This window comes from Stenotrophomonas sp. 82F1, assembly GCF_056861525.1.
This window is the reverse complement of sequence record NZ_JBSPUD010000003.1, coordinates 162,030-175,758: the sequence shown is the minus strand read 5'-3', so window position 1 is coordinate 175,758 and position 13,729 is coordinate 162,030. Positions and strand designations below refer to the sequence as shown.

At 65.3% G+C, this 13,729-nt stretch carries 16 protein-coding genes; 12 read left to right on the top strand and 4 right to left on the bottom strand.

From position 1 onward, the window contains the following. Nucleotides 1-109 precede the first annotated feature (109 nt). The 4 genes from AC13GI_RS05210 (at nucleotide 110) to AC13GI_RS05195 (ending at nucleotide 4,410) form a co-directional block, all read left to right on the top strand. Nucleotides 110-445 carry a hypothetical protein gene (locus tag AC13GI_RS05210; RefSeq protein WP_025876944.1) on the top strand — a complete coding sequence of 112 codons (336 nt, stop codon included), beginning with the start codon at nucleotides 110-112 and terminating at the stop codon, nucleotides 443-445. Between the two features lie 155 nt (nucleotides 446-600). After that, nucleotides 601-3,063 (top strand): S9 family peptidase, encoded by a 2,463-nt coding sequence (locus AC13GI_RS05205; RefSeq protein WP_482995714.1) that lies wholly within the window; start codon nucleotides 601-603, stop codon nucleotides 3,061-3,063. 122 nt (nucleotides 3,064-3,185) lie between these two features. Continuing rightward, a complete protein-coding gene (locus AC13GI_RS05200) occupies nucleotides 3,186-3,947 on the top strand; it encodes a hypothetical protein (protein WP_482995713.1) in 762 nt (253 codons plus the stop codon). Nucleotides 3,948-4,086: 139 nt separating this feature from the next. Further along, nucleotides 4,087-4,410, top strand: a complete 324-nt coding sequence (locus AC13GI_RS05195) for a hypothetical protein (RefSeq protein WP_482995712.1) — start codon at nucleotides 4,087-4,089, stop codon at nucleotides 4,408-4,410. A 13-nt stretch (nucleotides 4,411-4,423) separates the two neighbouring features. On the opposite strand, the gene AC13GI_RS05190 is transcribed toward AC13GI_RS05195, so the two are convergent. Then, nucleotides 4,424-5,407 carry a hypothetical protein gene (locus AC13GI_RS05190; RefSeq protein WP_482995711.1) on the bottom strand — a complete coding sequence of 328 codons (984 nt, stop codon included), beginning with the start codon at nucleotides 5,405-5,407 and terminating at the stop codon, nucleotides 4,424-4,426. A gap of 140 nt (nucleotides 5,408-5,547) precedes the next feature. On the opposite strand from AC13GI_RS05190, the gene AC13GI_RS05185 reads away from it, so the two are divergent. The 3 genes from AC13GI_RS05185 (at nucleotide 5,548) to AC13GI_RS05175 (ending at nucleotide 7,930) form a co-directional block, all read left to right on the top strand. After that, nucleotides 5,548-6,516 (top strand): DUF2268 domain-containing putative Zn-dependent protease, encoded by a 969-nt coding sequence (locus AC13GI_RS05185; RefSeq protein WP_482995710.1) that lies wholly within the window; start codon nucleotides 5,548-5,550, stop codon nucleotides 6,514-6,516. Between the two features lie 94 nt (nucleotides 6,517-6,610). Next, the gene (locus AC13GI_RS05180) at nucleotides 6,611-7,366 is read left to right on the top strand and encodes an SGNH/GDSL hydrolase family protein (RefSeq protein ID WP_482995709.1); all 756 of its coding nucleotides are present in this window, start codon (nucleotides 6,611-6,613) and stop codon (nucleotides 7,364-7,366) included. Nucleotides 7,367-7,408: 42 nt separating this feature from the next. After that, complete coding sequence (locus AC13GI_RS05175) at nucleotides 7,409-7,930, top strand: hypothetical protein (protein WP_346577820.1); 522 nt, start codon at nucleotides 7,409-7,411, stop codon at nucleotides 7,928-7,930. 33 nt (nucleotides 7,931-7,963) lie between these two features. Here AC13GI_RS05175 and AC13GI_RS05170 read toward each other — a convergent pair whose 3' ends face one another. Continuing rightward, nucleotides 7,964-8,827, bottom strand: coding sequence for a LysR family transcriptional regulator (locus tag AC13GI_RS05170; RefSeq protein WP_380651647.1), 864 nt, complete (start codon nucleotides 8,825-8,827; stop codon nucleotides 7,964-7,966). 144 nt (nucleotides 8,828-8,971) lie between these two features. Between AC13GI_RS05170 and AC13GI_RS05165 the strand changes: the two genes are divergently transcribed. Both AC13GI_RS05165 and AC13GI_RS05160 read left to right on the top strand, forming a co-directional pair. Next, on the top strand, nucleotides 8,972-10,096 hold the full coding sequence (locus AC13GI_RS05165; RefSeq protein ID WP_482995708.1) for an agmatine deiminase family protein: 1,125 nt from the start codon (nucleotides 8,972-8,974) through the stop codon (nucleotides 10,094-10,096). Nucleotides 10,097-10,216: 120 nt separating this feature from the next. After that, nucleotides 10,217-10,897, top strand: a complete 681-nt coding sequence (locus AC13GI_RS05160) for a hypothetical protein (RefSeq protein ID WP_482995707.1) — start codon at nucleotides 10,217-10,219, stop codon at nucleotides 10,895-10,897. Between the two features lie 15 nt (nucleotides 10,898-10,912). Here the strand turns inward: AC13GI_RS05160 and AC13GI_RS05155 are convergent, their stop codons facing one another. Then, nucleotides 10,913-11,458: a thioesterase family protein gene (locus tag AC13GI_RS05155; RefSeq protein ID WP_099820738.1), complete on the bottom strand. Its 546-nt coding sequence runs from the start codon at nucleotides 11,456-11,458 to the stop codon at nucleotides 10,913-10,915. 69 nt (nucleotides 11,459-11,527) lie between these two features. On the opposite strand from AC13GI_RS05155, the gene AC13GI_RS05150 reads away from it, so the two are divergent. After that, nucleotides 11,528-12,106, top strand: a complete 579-nt coding sequence (locus tag AC13GI_RS05150) for a TetR/AcrR family transcriptional regulator (RefSeq protein WP_482995706.1) — start codon at nucleotides 11,528-11,530, stop codon at nucleotides 12,104-12,106. A 12-nt stretch (nucleotides 12,107-12,118) separates the two neighbouring features. Here the strand turns inward: AC13GI_RS05150 and AC13GI_RS05145 are convergent, their stop codons facing one another. Continuing rightward, nucleotides 12,119-12,427 (bottom strand): hypothetical protein, encoded by a 309-nt coding sequence (locus tag AC13GI_RS05145; RefSeq protein ID WP_099820736.1) that lies wholly within the window; start codon nucleotides 12,425-12,427, stop codon nucleotides 12,119-12,121. A 166-nt stretch (nucleotides 12,428-12,593) separates the two neighbouring features. Here AC13GI_RS05145 and AC13GI_RS05140 point away from each other — a divergent pair, with 166 nt between their 5' ends. After that, entirely contained in the window at nucleotides 12,594-12,971 is a 378-nt protein-coding gene (locus AC13GI_RS05140; protein WP_099820735.1) for a VOC family protein, read from the top strand. After that, on the top strand, nucleotides 12,968-13,717 hold the full coding sequence (locus tag AC13GI_RS05135) for a hypothetical protein (protein WP_482995705.1): 750 nt from the start codon (nucleotides 12,968-12,970) through the stop codon (nucleotides 13,715-13,717). The genes AC13GI_RS05140 and AC13GI_RS05135 overlap by 4 nt, the downstream gene beginning before the upstream one ends. The last annotated feature ends 12 nt before the right edge of the window (nucleotides 13,718-13,729 follow it).

The following is a 13,729-nucleotide window of genomic DNA, read 5'->3' as shown; positions in this document are numbered from 1 at the left end:
AGTGCGCAGAGCCGCTACATGCATGCGAGTCGCCCCACGACGCTGCTTTGTTCGCAGCACTGGGCGCGCATCTCGTCCACGATGTCCACGCAGGCTTCCGAGGTGCACGATGAGCAACGAATCGAGAGGAGCCCTGCCGCCCCTGGATCTGGATGATGCCAAGGCCGCGCAGATGATTGGCAAGCTGGTACTGGTGGGCGTTACCCGTTTTGGTGGCGATGGCCAGGTGCAGGGGCTGGAACAGTTTGCCGGCACCGTGCTGCGGGTCAGTGCCGAAGAGGGGCTGGTGCTGGCCGATGGCGATGACGGACATGAGCGCTACCTGCCGCCGATGCTGGACCAGTACCTGCCGGCCGCGCCGGGTGAGTACCAGTTGCGGTCCAGCGGGGTGACGGTGATCGATCCCGATTATCTGTCCACCTGGGAGCTGCACGCACGGCAGTAACCGAGGGGTATCCAGGGAAGGGGCCGGGCCATGCAGGGCCACGCTTTGCAGGATGGGGCGACTAGCCCTTCCGGCCCATTTGCCGGTGGGCCGGGGATGTTAGATTCGGCCCATGCCCGCAGTGCGGGTACCCAACTCACTCCCAGGGGAAAAGGATGCTCATCCGTCGTACCTCTCTGGCGGCGGCCGTTGCCGTTGCCACGCTCGGCCTGCTGGCCGCCGGCCCGGCCTTCGCCGACTACGCCAAGCCGCCGGAACATCTGCTCAAGGTACTCAAGGCCCCGCCGCCGCCAGCACCGAACATCGACCCCAGCGGGCAGCGGCTGCTGCTGACCACCGCGCAGACCTATCCGTCCATCACCCGCGTGGCCCAGCCGTACCTGAAGCTGGCCGGCGTGCGCCTGGAACCGAAGAACCGCAGCCGCCACGACACCCCCGGCGGCTATGGCATTCCGGCCTGTGTGGCCGACTTCACCCTGGTCGAGATCGCCAGCGGCAAGAGCACCAAGGTCAACCTGCCGCAGGGCTGCGCCGGGGCCGCGCAGTGGTCGGCCGATGGCAGCCGTTTCGCCTTCCAGAATGCGGTCGACACCAGCGTGCAGCTGTGGGTGGGCGACGCCGCCACCGGCCAGGTGAAGCAGGTGCCGAATGTGCAGCTGAACCCCATTTTCGGCAGCACCGTGCAGTGGCTGGGTGGCAGCCAGAGCCTGCTGGTGAAGCTGGTGCCGGCCAACCAGGGGCCGGCGCCGTCCAATGGCGGCACGCCCACCGGTCCGGACGCGCAGGAGTCGCTGGGCAGCAGTGGCGAGAGCAGCACCTATGAAGCGCGCGACACGCTGACCAGCGTGCACGATGAAAAGCTGTTCGCCTATTACGGTGCCTCGCAGCTGGCGGTGGTCGATGCCGCTGCCGGCAGCGTGCGCCCGGTTGGCCAGCCGGCGCTGTACAACGACGTCAACGCCGCACCCGATGGCGTGCATGTGCTGACCGAAACCCTGAAGGCACCGTTCTCGCATGCGGTGACCTACCAGCGCTTCGCCAACGATGTGGCCGTGCTGGACCTCGGCAATGGCCGCAACACGGTGCTGGCCAGCCTGCCGCTGGCCGATCGCGTGCCGGTACACGGCGTGCCGGAAGGCCCGCGCGGTTACGACTGGCGCTCCACCGATCCGGCCACCCTGGTCTATGCCGAAGCGCTGGACAAGGGGGACTGGAAGGTGAGCGTGCCGCATCGTGATCGCGTGCTGATGCTGAAGGCGCCGTTCACCGGCAAGCCGGTGGAAATCGCCCGCACCACGCAGCGTTTCGAGGGCTTTGCGTGGTCGGCCGACCCGGCTGTGTCGTTCCAGTTTGAGAACGACGAGAACCGCCACTGGATGCAGGCCCGCATCGTCGATGTGGACCAGCCGAAGAAGGAAGGGCGACTGCTGTGGGACATGTCCAGCGATGAGCTGTATGGCAACCCGGGCAACCTGGTGTTCAAGCGCCTGCCCAGCGGTGCGCCGGTGGTGCGCCAGGAGGGCAACACCGTGTTCCTGCGCGGGCAGGGTGCGTCGCCGCAGGGCGACCGTCCGTTCCTGGACGCGCTCAACCTGGATACGCTGAAGAGCGAACGCCTGTTCCGCAGCGATGCGGATGCCTATGAGCAGGTCATCGGTTTCAGTGCCACGCCGGGCCATCTGGTCACCTGGCACCAGTCGGTGATGGACCCGCCGAACGCGTTCGTGCGTCTGCTCGGTGAGCGCATCGCCGATGCCAGGGCCGGCGAAGCGCAGTTCGAGTCCAGGCCCACCGCGTTGACCAAGCTGGTCGACCCGACCCCGGAAGTGCGGCAGATCCAGAAACGCCTGGTGACCTACAAGCGCGCCGATGGCGTGGACCTGTCGTTCACCCTGTACACGCCGCCGGGCTACAAGGAAGGCCAGCGCGTACCGGCGATCCTGTATGCGTACCCGGCCGACTTCGCCAATGCCGCGCAGGCCGGGCAGGTGTCCGGTTCGCAGCAGACCTTCACCCGTCTGCAGCCGTACCGCCTGATGCTGCTGGCCGGCTACGCGATCATCGACAACGCCTCGTTCCCGATCGTCGGTGACCCGAAGAACGCCTACGACACCTATCTGGAACAGCTGGAAGCCGACGCCAAGGCGGCGGTGGACAAGGCCGTGGAACTGGGCGTGGTCGATCGCAACCGCATCGGCGTGACCGGCCACAGCCATGGTGGCCTGATGACTGCCAACCTGATCGCCCACACCGACCTGTTCAAGGCCGGCGTGGCGACCAGTGGTTCGTACAACAAGACCTTTACCCCGTTCGGCTTCCAGAACGAGCGCCGCTCGGTGTGGCAGGCGCAGGATGTGTACCTGAAGGCCTCGCCGTTCTTCTACGCCGACAAGATCAAGCTGCCGCTGCTGCTGGTCCATGGCGAGGACGATGCCAACCCGGGCACCGAGCCGTTCCAGTCGCGCAAGCTGTACCAGGCGATCCGTGGCAATGGCGGCACCACCCGCTTGGTGATGCTGCCGAACGAGCCGCACTGGTACACCGCGCTGGAATCGAATGAACAGCTGGTCTATGAAATGCTCAACTGGTTCGACACTTACGTGAAGAACGCGAAGTAATCCGGCTAGGCCGCCCTCCGGGGCGGCCTTTCTGTTTCAGGCGTCGTGTAGCGCCCAGCGATGCCCGGTTGCTTCTACAGGATCACCGCATGCTCCATAGAACCTGCTTTCCAAGGAGCCTCATGAAGGCGTGGTTTCTCGTTGTCGTGGCCCTGTGTCCCGCCGCCATGGCTACTGCAGCCGATGGGCCCATGCGCATCGATGTGGCCTACGAATGGTCCGGCTGGGGAGGTGTTTCGGAGCACTGGCGCATCGAGCGCGATGTACGTGGAATCACCACGCGTGTTCGTGTCACAGATTCGGCGGGAAATCAGGAATTGCCCAATCAGGTATTGCCGGCCGCTGCCGTCGAAGCGTTCGAGGCGGCTATTGGTGCTGCCCCGCTGTCCAAGGAGGCCGCGATCAGTCTGATTGCCGCCCGCCTTGATCGCGCCGCGATGCTGGAGTTGGATCCGAAACTGAGGTCAGTGCCTCCGGCATCGTGCACATTCGCCGATCAGCAGGCGTGGGCCCGTCGGACGTTGACTGTCCAAGGGCTGCAACAGCGGGTGCGGCAGCACTTCAAGGGGGAAGGCGTGGCGTGGACTGACGATTATCCGGTGATGTCGGTGACAGTGCGCCGCCAAGGCAAGCCTGATGTGCTGTTCCTGTCGAGATCGCAGAAGGCGCTGATGCTGCCATGGAAGCAGGTGTCAACTGGGCAGGAAGATCAGCAGACCCTGGCGCTCGCGCCGGATCAGTGGCGCCCTGCGCTGAGTGACGCGTTGACCCGGTTGTTGCCAGAAGGGGAGGCCACACGTGCCCGCTTCAAAAGAACCTGGCTGCAGCATCGCTTGAAGCAGGAGCTTGCGCTGGAGGCATTGAAGTGCACGACCGGGCCATGAACAGGGGACTTGAACTGCGATGGCACAGCCGGCGCCAGTATCCCCCTGTGGGTGTTGCGTAACCATCTGTGATGCAGGCATGGACCGGCCACAAAGCTGCGGTACGCTGCGCATCTGATGTCCGCTACGGGTTCGCTCCATGAAGGCCTTCATCCTCGCCGTATCGCTGTCGATGTCCGTTGTTCCGGTCGCTGCATTCGGCCAGCCGCTGCCCGGTGAGCTGGCGGCGCTGGGCATCACCCCCGGCATGCCCTATACCAAGGCCAAGCGCCTTCTTGATGCCGCAGGATGGCAGGCGAGCCCGCCACGCGACGCGCCCGAAGCACTGGAGGGTTTCCCGGAAGTGGGCTGCCAGAAGGGCGGCAGCAACTGCAGCAGTACTTTCGCCAAGGATGGGCAGCAGGTCGCTCTGCAGGTGGGAACCACATTGGCGGGTCAGCCCTTCGTGCAGGGCGGCCGCTGAGCGCGATCCGCGCTCATCCCAGCGGCAGGTTATCCAGTGCGCGCGACATCCGATCGTGCAGGTCGCGCACGCGTTCGGCCTTGGCGTCCACACGTCGCTCATCGCCGAAGCTGCGCACATAGGCGCATGCGGCGAAACCGGCACTTTCCCTTTCGTATTCAGCAATCCAGGCCAGGCGGTCGGGGTTGCTGGCCTGCTCGGCCGACCAGGCCGCCACCGGTGGACGGATGCGCGCGATGATGCCAAGCCGCCACGGTTTCGGTGTCAGCCGTGCACGGAAGCAATGCTGCAGCGTGCACATGCGTGCATACAACGTGTCGGTTCCCAGAGCCTTGAAGAAGGCATGCACCTGTGCATCCTGCGGTTCGAACGTGGCATGCATCGCCAGCACGCGCAGCCCGGCCGGGGTGCGGTAGGCACGCAGATGCCAGTCGGGATGGTGTTCGACGAAGGCCTGTACGCGCTGCAGCGCGAGGCCTTCGACGCCACCGGACCGGGTCAGCCGGCGCTTGCGCCGCTGTGACATGATCTGGTTGACCACCACCATCGCGATGCCGCCGGCCGCCAGGCCGATGTTGAAGTTGCCCAATGCAACGCCGATCAGTGCGCCGGCTGCCAGCAGCCCGAGTGCGCCGAACAGCGGCAATGCGCAGCCTGATGGAGTGGGCACGTGGTCGATGTCGGCAAACAGGACATCGGGGGTGTTCAGGCACAACGCGCCGTAGCTGTTGCGGGTGACGATGACATCATCCCTGCGCTGCACGATCTGCTCGCGGATCGGGATGCCCTCGACACCGTAGTTGGTTCGTCGCTCGCGACGCGGCACGGACTGGCCGCTGAGGATGTCATCGAGCGCTTCGCGTGCACGCGCATCGGCGTGGGCCTGTGCGGCATCCTGGTCGTCGTCGGACCAGCCGAATCGGCGTACCACCACCGGCCGGCCCTTGTACCTGTCCTGCAGGCGGGCTTCGGCCCAGTAGGCTGGAACGATCATCATCCTGTCTTCCCCTTGCGTCCATGGCAGCCGGTCGCCGCGAGTCTGGCACAGCAGGGGAGGGCGTTGCACGATACGGCAGCGCATGCGCCGGCACGGTGATAGATTGCGCGCTTCGCGTGCACTCCACCAAGGACGGAGCCATGTTCGTGTCGTTGCGTTGCCTGCTAGCCCTGGCTCTCGGCGGGGTGGTCGGCACCACCCAGGCGGCGGTGCCGGGACCGGAAATCCTGACCTCCGACGCCACCCGCTTCTACGCGCTGTACGACGCGGCCGGTGGCAAGCCCAGCGTGGCCCAGTTGGGGCAGTATCTGGCACAGGGCACGCCGAGCCTGGCCCAGTTCGCGGAGCTGCGCCGGGTGACCGCCGAGCGCATGGCCGAGGCGATGGCGCGCGAGCCTGCGGTGTATGCCAATGGGCGGGCCTGTCTGGCGGAGTTGCCGGCGGTGCGGCAGCGACTGGTGCAGGTGTTCGCCAATCTGCAGGCGATCTACCCGCAGGCGAAGTTCCCGCCCGTGGCGATCGTGGTGGGGCGCGGCAAGCCAGTAGGCATGACGTACCCGGACGGGGTGGTGATCGGCCTGGAAGCGCTGTGCGCGGCCGACTTCATGAACGCCAATGCGCAGGACCGCTTTGTGCACGTGATCGCGCACGAGTACGTGCATATCCAGCAGACCGGCGTGAGCGAGTACGAAGCGGGCGACCCGCAGGCGACGGTGCTGCGCGAGTCGCTGGGCGAGGGGATCGCCGAGTTCATCGCCGAACTGATTTCCGGCAATGTCGGCAATGGTCGCCACGCTGGATGGACGCGGGGCAGGGAAGTGCATATCGAAAGCGCGTTCGCGCTGGATATGGACAGCACCGATCTGAAGCCCTGGTTGTACAACTACACGCCGGGTTCGCAGGAGCCCTACGACCTCGGTTACTGGGTGGGCTATCGCATCGCAAAGGCGTATTACCTGCAGGCCGACAACAAACGCGATGCTGTGCGTGCGCTGATCCAGCAGGACAACCCGAAGGCGATCCTGCAGGCCAGTGGCTGGACGCCGGGTATGTGGATGCCGGCCAAGGTGACCGGTGTGGCGGCAAGGGCGGCTGCATCGGCAAAGTGACCCTTCGCAGACCGCGCTAGACTGCCCGTGTCGACAGCGGAGGATGCTCATGCGCAGGATGGTTTCAATGGTGTGGCTACCGGCTGGTCTGCTCATGGCAACGCTGGCCACGCCAGGGATGGTGCAGGCGGCCAGCACTCCGCTGCTGACCAGGCCGGTCGAACAGCTGCAACCGGACGAGGTGCGTTTCATGCAGCAGCGCCTGTCCGACTGGCCACAACTGCAGAAGTACCGCGCGGCCAATGCCGCTTTACCCGCGCCACGGGCCGGCCAGTCACGCGTGGTGTTTTTTGGCGATTCAATCACCGAAGGCTGGGGTGCGGACGGCAGCAGTAGCTTCTTCCCGGGCAAGGGCTACATCAATCGTGGCATCAGCGGGCAGACCACCGCGCAGATGCTGGTGCGCTTTTCGCAGGATGTGCTGGCGCTGCGCCCGAGCGTGGTGGTGATTCTGGCCGGCACCAATGACATCGCCGGCAACACCGGTCCGGCCACGCAGGCGATGATCGAGGACAACCTGCAGGCCATGCTGGACCTGGCGAAGGCGCATGGCATCGCGGTGGTGCTGGCGTCGGTGCTGCCTGTCAGCGAGTACCCGTGGATGCCGGGCATCACGCCTGCGCCCAAGGTGCGTGCATTGAATGCTGCGCTGAAGCGCCATGCCGACGCACGGGGTCTGGTCTATCTGGACTATTACGCAGCGATGACCAACCGTGCCGGTGGACTGGATGCGCAGTTGGCATCCGATGGCGTGCACCCGACGGCGAAGGGCTATGCACTGATGGCACCGCTGGCCGAGGCAGCGATCACCCATGCCCTCAAGGATGGGCAACCGAAAGCCGATAATTGAGGTCGAAAAGGTCAATTGTTGGCGTAATCGGCCTGGAGGATGATGCTTGGCCGCTACAGAATATCCAGCTTCGAATTGGTAAAAGCGATGGCCGGTGTTTCCACCACAGTGATAGAAGCAGTGGCTACCGCAGTTTTCAAACGCGGTCCTTCGCTTGTGACCGAGATTTATTCGGCACCAGGCGACAACCTTCAACGATTCGAAAGTGCTGACGAACTCTGCAGTTATGCGGAGTCACTTCGGCATGTGAGAGGAGGGACACTGTTTGTTGGTGTTCAGTACCCTGAGATGGGAGGCGTGGTCAGTACCCGGGAATATGAGCTGACCAAGGGCCCAGACAGCGGGAAGCTGCGCTCGCACGCGGGAGGTTGGGGGTTGATACATGTGCTTCTGCCCGTCAGCCGGGATGCCAGCAGCACTGCAAGGATTTACGTCATTTCCGAGCGTTCTGCCCTTGGGAGGGAGCGAGGTGGCGTGCGCTTCAGTCCGGTGAGGGATTGGAACTGGAAGGCAATTGAGTCGCACGCGCGAAGATTGAAGCGCGTTCTGAAGGAAGCTGTTTGAGGGCTTGCCACTGTGGGTGCCTGCCAGCGGGCATTATTTTTCGAATGACAGGGTGGCCAGCAGCCACTCACAGAACCGCATCACCAGCGGATCGCGGGCGCTGTCCTCGTGCAGCAACCAGCTCCAGCGCGGTCCGCGCACATAGGCCTCATCCAGCGGCTGCAGCAGACCCTGCGCGCGTGCCGGTGCGGCCAGCAGTTCGCTGACCAGTGCGATCCCCAGGCCCTGGCAGGCGGCATCCAGCAGTTGTCCTGGCTCGGAGAAATTCAGGCCTTCGCGCTGCTGGCCGACGTCGGCGCCGCCCTGCACCTGCCACTGGCTCCAGTCCATTTCGCGCTCGCCGTGCAGGGTGCTGCGCTCGGCAGCCGGTAGCGCCAGCACGCTGGGGTGGCAGGCCGGATACAGCCGGTCCTGCAGCAGTACGCGATGCTCGCAATGCGCCTGTGCCTGCAGATCATCGCGGATGCTGATGTCCAGTGTCTGCGCGGTCATGTCCGGCGCTTCTTCGCTGGTCAGCAGCCACAGATCGGCCTGTGGATGCTGGCGGCGGAAGTCGCCCAGTCGCGGGACCAGCCAGTGGCGCGCGAAGGCGGGGCTGGTGTTGACGATCAGTTGATTCGGCTTGCGGTACTGATCGAGCCGACGGATGCCACTGGCCAGTTGCCGCAGCAGCGACTGCGTGGTTTCCAGCAGGTCGATGCCGGCATCGGTGAGGGTTACGCTGCGGCCCTGGCGGAAGAATAGCGGCTGTTCCAGGGAGTCCTCCAGCCCGCGGATCTGCTGGCTGATGGCCGACTGGCTCAGGTGCAGTTCCTCGGCGGCACGATGGAAGCTGCCGAGCCGGGCGGCAGCCTCGAAGCCGCGCAGGGCATTCAGCGGGGGCCAATGCTTGAGCATGATCGATAAGTCTGACTAATCGTATTTCCCCAAAATCTATCGTTTGTTCTCATACATCTGCAAGGACAAAATGGGTTTGTCGCGCATCAGCCGGTGCGCCTGAATCGATCAGCTGGACTTCTTGGTCCACCTCTGGAACCTGTCATGTCTACCCGACGCCATTTCATCACCCAACTCGCCGCAACCGCCGGCCTGGGCGCCCTGGCCCCGCTGGGTCTGGCCGGACTGCCCGCCCGTGCCCGTGCCGCTGCACCGGCCGGGTGGCAGATGCCCGATGAGCACGGTCCGCAGGAACGCGTCTTCCTGGCCTTCGCTGCACAGCCGCGGGTATGGGGCGCGCAGGCCGATGCCGTGAACAATGCCGTCGCCCGACTGGCGCGCACCATCGCCCGCCATCAGCCGGTCAGCGTGCTGTGCTGTCCTGCACAGCACCGGCAGGCGCAGGAGCGCTGCGGCAGTGACAACATCGAATTCCTCGACGTGCCGCTGGACGATATCTGGGTGCGTGACTACGGCGGCTGTTTCGTTACCGATGGCAAGGGCGAGCTGGGCCTGGTCGACTTCAACTTCAATGGCTGGGGCGGCAAGCAGAGTGCGCGCAACGACGGTGCAGTAGCACCGTGGCTGGCGCAGATGAGCGGCGCGACGCTGCTGGAAAGCGATCTGGTGGGCGAGGGCGGTGGCATCGAAGTTGATGGACACGGCACCGCGATCCTGACCGAAAGCTGCTGGGTGAACCGCAACCGCAATCCGGGCTGGTCACGCGCGGATATCGAAGCGGAGTTGAAGCACCACCTGGGCCTGCGCAAGGTGATCTGGTTGCCCGGCATCGCTGGCGAAGACATCACCGATGCGCACGTGGATTTCTACGCACGCTTCGTGCGCCCCGGCGTGGTGATCGCCAACCTGGACAACGACACCGAATCGTACGATTACGATCTGACGCGCGAGCATCTGCAGATCCTGCGCGAGGCTACCGATGCCGACGGTCGCAGGCTGCAGGTGCATACGCTGCCGCCGCCGCTGGGCGGGCGCGACAACGTGCACACCCGCGACAACGATGATCTTGCCCGCGGCTACATCAATTACCTGCCGATCAACGGTGCGGTGATCGCACCGCAGTTTGGTGACGCGAAGGCCGATGGTTACTGCCGTGAACTGTTGGAAGACCTGTATCCCGGTCGCACCATCGAGCAGGTGGATATCGATGCGATTGCCGGCGGTGGCGGCGGCATCCATTGCGTGACCAAGAACATGCCGCGGGTGTAGTGCACCGGCGCGGCGGCGCTGCGATACAGTGTCTGCCGAGCCGGCCGCGCATGGTGGCCGCCGCGGACGACGAGGCAGGGAATGCAGAACGGAATCGGCAGCAGGCTGCGCTTGGCCGGCGTGGCCACGGTACTGATGCTTGCAGGTCAAGCGAACGCGATCGCTGCACCTGCAGCGTCAGCGGTTACACGTGAAGCGGTGGATGGCGTTTCCCTGAGCGAATGGACCGCCCGTTGGTGGCGCTGGGCCAATGCGCAGAGGGTGGCGCCCTACATGGATCCCGACGGCCGCCTGTGCGAACTGGGCCAGGAGGGACCGGTCTGGAACCTGGCAGGGACCAATGGCCGCTTCCAGCCGCGCAGGCAGTGCGTAGTGCCCGAGGGCAGACACCTGTTGCTGCCCATCATCAACATGGCCAGCTACCAGACCGGGGAAGACGTAACCTGCGAGGAGTTGCAGGCCGGCGCGGCGATCAACAACGACTCTCTGGTCAGCGCTGTGGTGCTGCTGGACGGGCAGCCGCTGGGTGACATGCGCCTGCACAGGGTGAAGAGCGAAGGTTGCTTCCGCCTGGATCCGGACGACGACGATTCGCGATTGGCGGCAGCCGATGGTTACTGGCTGATGCTCAAACCACTGACGCCCGGTCGGCACACCGTGAGCGTCGGCGCCAACTACGGCGCGCCCGAAGGTGGCGCGTACAGTCAGATGCGGCAGACGTTCGAGTATGTGTTGCATGTGGGCGGCCGCACGCAGATCACCCTCGTGACCCACACGATGCCGGAGGCGTCCGCTCCCTGATCTGCGCGCCCGGGGTCAATCATGGTCCTGCTTCAACGCCAGATCGGCAGCCAGCAGTGCCTCGGCTGCCGCACTCAGGGCCGGCGAGGGCGGAGCAACCACGCCGATCGATTCCATCATCTGCGGCATGCCGACGAACTGTCGCGCGCGGCGGTCGTAGATGCCGGTGATCAGCAGTGCACGCGTCGCGGTTTTCTGCTCCGGGCCGATCAGCACGCGCTGCTCCATGATGCCGCGCGTGCCGACCCAGCCGACCAGCCGCGTTTCCAGGGTGAAGCGCTGGAACGGCTTCAGCTCGCGGCGGAACTGGATGGTGCCGGCGCCAACGATCGGCGCCCACTTCTCACGCAGCGCCACCTTGCCCAGCCCCATGCGCAGGATCAGGTCCAGCCGGCCCAGGTCAAAGATGTTCCAGTAGCGGCCGTTGGTCATGTGCAGGTTGCTGTCCAGGTCGTTGGGCAGTACCCGGAACGACAGGCGCGAGACCCCGAATGGCGCGTCCAGCTTCGGTCGGAACAGGCTGCACAGCAGCAGGTGGAGCAGGCGGAACCAGAGATTCATGGTTATGACGACTGTTATAGAACGGTCGATACGCTAGTCTATGACGACTGTCTTAGCAAGGAGCCTGCCGTGAGCCCGCGATCATCCGATGCCCCCCAGCGTGTGATCGATGCCGCGGCGCAGATGCTCGCGCGGGTGGGCCTCAATGCCACCAGCATCCGCGAAGTAACCAAGCTGGCCGACGCGCCGCTGGGGTCCACCTATCACCACTTCCCGGGCGGCAAGCAGGAGCTGCTGGCACGGGCCACCACCATGGCCGGCGACAAGGTGGAGGCGCTGCTCATCGAGCTGCTGAAGGGCGGTGCAGTGCAGGGGTTGCAGCAGTTCCTGGCACTGTGGCGCGAGCGCCTGCTGCGCACAGGCTTTCGTGCCGGCTGCCCGGTGCTGGCGGCGGCTGTCGAGGAGCCGGTGGAGGCCATGCCGAGCCAGCCGCGTGCGGCGGCCGCTGAAGTGTTCGTGCGCTGGCAGGGGCACTTGGCTGAAGCGTTCGTCGCCGATGGTCACGAACCTGCTGCAGCGAACGGGCTGGCCAGCCTGGTGATCGCCAGCGTGGAAGGGGCGGTTGCGATGAGCCGCGCGCTGCAGGACATCGCCCCGTTCGACCGGGTGGCGGCGCAGTTGTTGAAGGCGGCTGCACCGCCTGCTTGAGAGGCCCGCGGACTACTTGAAGAACATGTAGACCAACCCTGCAAACATGGGCACCAGCACAGCGATAGTCGATGCGACCAGCCAGCGCGCATAGCGGCTGGCCGCATCGGCACCTTGCCTTTTCAGTGCCCAGGCGTGCAGGGGCAAGACCAGTAGGGCCTGCAGGAACAAGGCCGCCACCGCGGCAAGCCAGAGCGCAAATACGCCCAGGCAGCCGTCACTCAAGCAATAAGTGCCGAACCACGAGCCCCAGCCTGCCAAGCCGATCATCGGCAGGAACATGACGCTGGCAACAGGACGGGTGAACTGGGACGCTTGCATGCCGGGGTCGTTCCATTCCGTGGCTGCCCAGAATATAGGATCCGCTCCGTGCTGCGGTTGCCGTGGAACGTGTGGGAACGCGACTGGAGTTGGCCTGTAGACGTGCCCCCACGGCAGGGTAGAATCCAGCCAGCGCAGCCCGCGCGTGCTTGGCAAGGATGTCTGCATGCTGCACCACCTCTCGTTGGGTGTCCGCGATCTGGAGCGTGCAGGTCGCTTCTACGATGCCGTTCTTGCAGCACTCGGTTACCGCCGCGTTTTCGAGGACGACACCGCGATCGGCTATGGCCTGGTCGATGATGAAGACCTGCTCTGCCTGAAGCTGCGCGACGATGCGGCGGCGCCGGGACCCGGCTTCCATCTGGCGCTGGCGGCAACCACGCGCGCGGCCGTTGATGCCTTCCATCGTGCTGCGTTGGAAACCGGAGGCCAGGACAACGGACCTGCTGGCCTGCGCCCGGATTACGGTGACCACTACTATGCGGCCTTCGTGATCGATCCTGATGGCCATCGCATCGAGGCGGTGACCAAGGCGGCGACATGAGGCACGGACGCCAGCCCGTTTCGCTGCCGGGCAGCCGCGACACCGAAGCGATGCGCGCCCGTCGGCAACTGCAGCATCACGGCTGGCCACGGCTGCAGATGGCCCTGATCGTCGTTCTGACCGGCGCCGCAGGATTCCTCGCCTCGCACGTGCTGCGCCTGGCGGGCATGGACGCGATGCTGCTGCGCTATCCCCTGGCCGTGCTGATGGCCTATGGCGTGTTCCTGCTGCTGATGTGGATCTGGATCCGGTGGCGCTGGGATGCGGTGGCCGACGGATTGAGTTCCGGGCCCGGCGGCGGTGGCAGCCAGGGATCACCGTGGAGTGGCAGCGGTGGGCATTCCGGCGGTGGTGGCGCGTCTGCCTCGTGGAGCGAATCCGCAGCGTCCTCCAGCACGAGCGCCGACAGCACGTCGTTGCTGGACGTAGCCGACGGCGAGGCAGGCCTGCCGCTGCTGGCCATTCTCGGCATCATCGCGCTGGTGGCTACGGTGCTCCTGGCCAGTGTCTGGGTGGTCTGGTCGGCGCCGGTGCTGATGGCCGAACTGCTGGTGGATGCGGCCATCGCCGGCGGTCTGTACAAGCGTATGCAGGGCATGCAGGAGCAGGGCTGGTGGCGGCTGTGCCTGTCCCATACGATCTGGCCGCTGCTGGGCCTGCTGGTGTTCTTCGCCGCGCTGGGCTGGCTTGCGCAGGAGCTGGCGCCCGGTGCGGTCAGCCTGATGCAGGTGTTCAAGGCCTTGTAGCGGGATCTGCCA

Bases quoted from the DNA above. Each gene is read 5' to 3' on its own strand.
- AC13GI_RS05135 (WP_482995705.1), top strand. From the start codon at position 12,968: ATGAGGCACGGACGCCAGCCCGTTTCGCTGCCGGGCAGCCGCGACACC.
- AC13GI_RS05165 (WP_482995708.1), top strand. From the start codon at position 8,972: ATGTCTACCCGACGCCATTTCATCACCCAACTCGCCGCAACCGCCGGC.
- AC13GI_RS05140 (WP_099820735.1), top strand. From the start codon at position 12,594: ATGCTGCACCACCTCTCGTTGGGTGTCCGCGATCTGGAGCGTGCAGGT.
- AC13GI_RS05205 (WP_482995714.1), top strand. From the start codon at position 601: ATGCTCATCCGTCGTACCTCTCTGGCGGCGGCCGTTGCCGTTGCCACG.
- AC13GI_RS05155 (WP_099820738.1), bottom strand. From the start codon at position 11,458: ATGAATCTCTGGTTCCGCCTGCTCCACCTGCTGCTGTGCAGCCTGTTC.
- AC13GI_RS05175 (WP_346577820.1), top strand. From the start codon at position 7,409: ATGCTTGGCCGCTACAGAATATCCAGCTTCGAATTGGTAAAAGCGATG.
- AC13GI_RS05145 (WP_099820736.1), bottom strand. From the start codon at position 12,427: ATGCAAGCGTCCCAGTTCACCCGTCCTGTTGCCAGCGTCATGTTCCTG.
- AC13GI_RS05170 (WP_380651647.1), bottom strand. From the start codon at position 8,827: ATGCTCAAGCATTGGCCCCCGCTGAATGCCCTGCGCGGCTTCGAGGCT.
- AC13GI_RS05180 (WP_482995709.1), top strand. From the start codon at position 6,611: ATGGCAACGCTGGCCACGCCAGGGATGGTGCAGGCGGCCAGCACTCCG.
- AC13GI_RS05190 (WP_482995711.1), bottom strand. From the start codon at position 5,407: ATGATGATCGTTCCAGCCTACTGGGCCGAAGCCCGCCTGCAGGACAGG.
- AC13GI_RS05185 (WP_482995710.1), top strand. From the start codon at position 5,548: ATGTTCGTGTCGTTGCGTTGCCTGCTAGCCCTGGCTCTCGGCGGGGTG.
- AC13GI_RS05195 (WP_482995712.1), top strand. From the start codon at position 4,087: ATGAAGGCCTTCATCCTCGCCGTATCGCTGTCGATGTCCGTTGTTCCG.
- AC13GI_RS05210 (WP_025876944.1), top strand. From the start codon at position 110: ATGAGCAACGAATCGAGAGGAGCCCTGCCGCCCCTGGATCTGGATGAT.
- AC13GI_RS05200 (WP_482995713.1), top strand. From the start codon at position 3,186: ATGAAGGCGTGGTTTCTCGTTGTCGTGGCCCTGTGTCCCGCCGCCATG.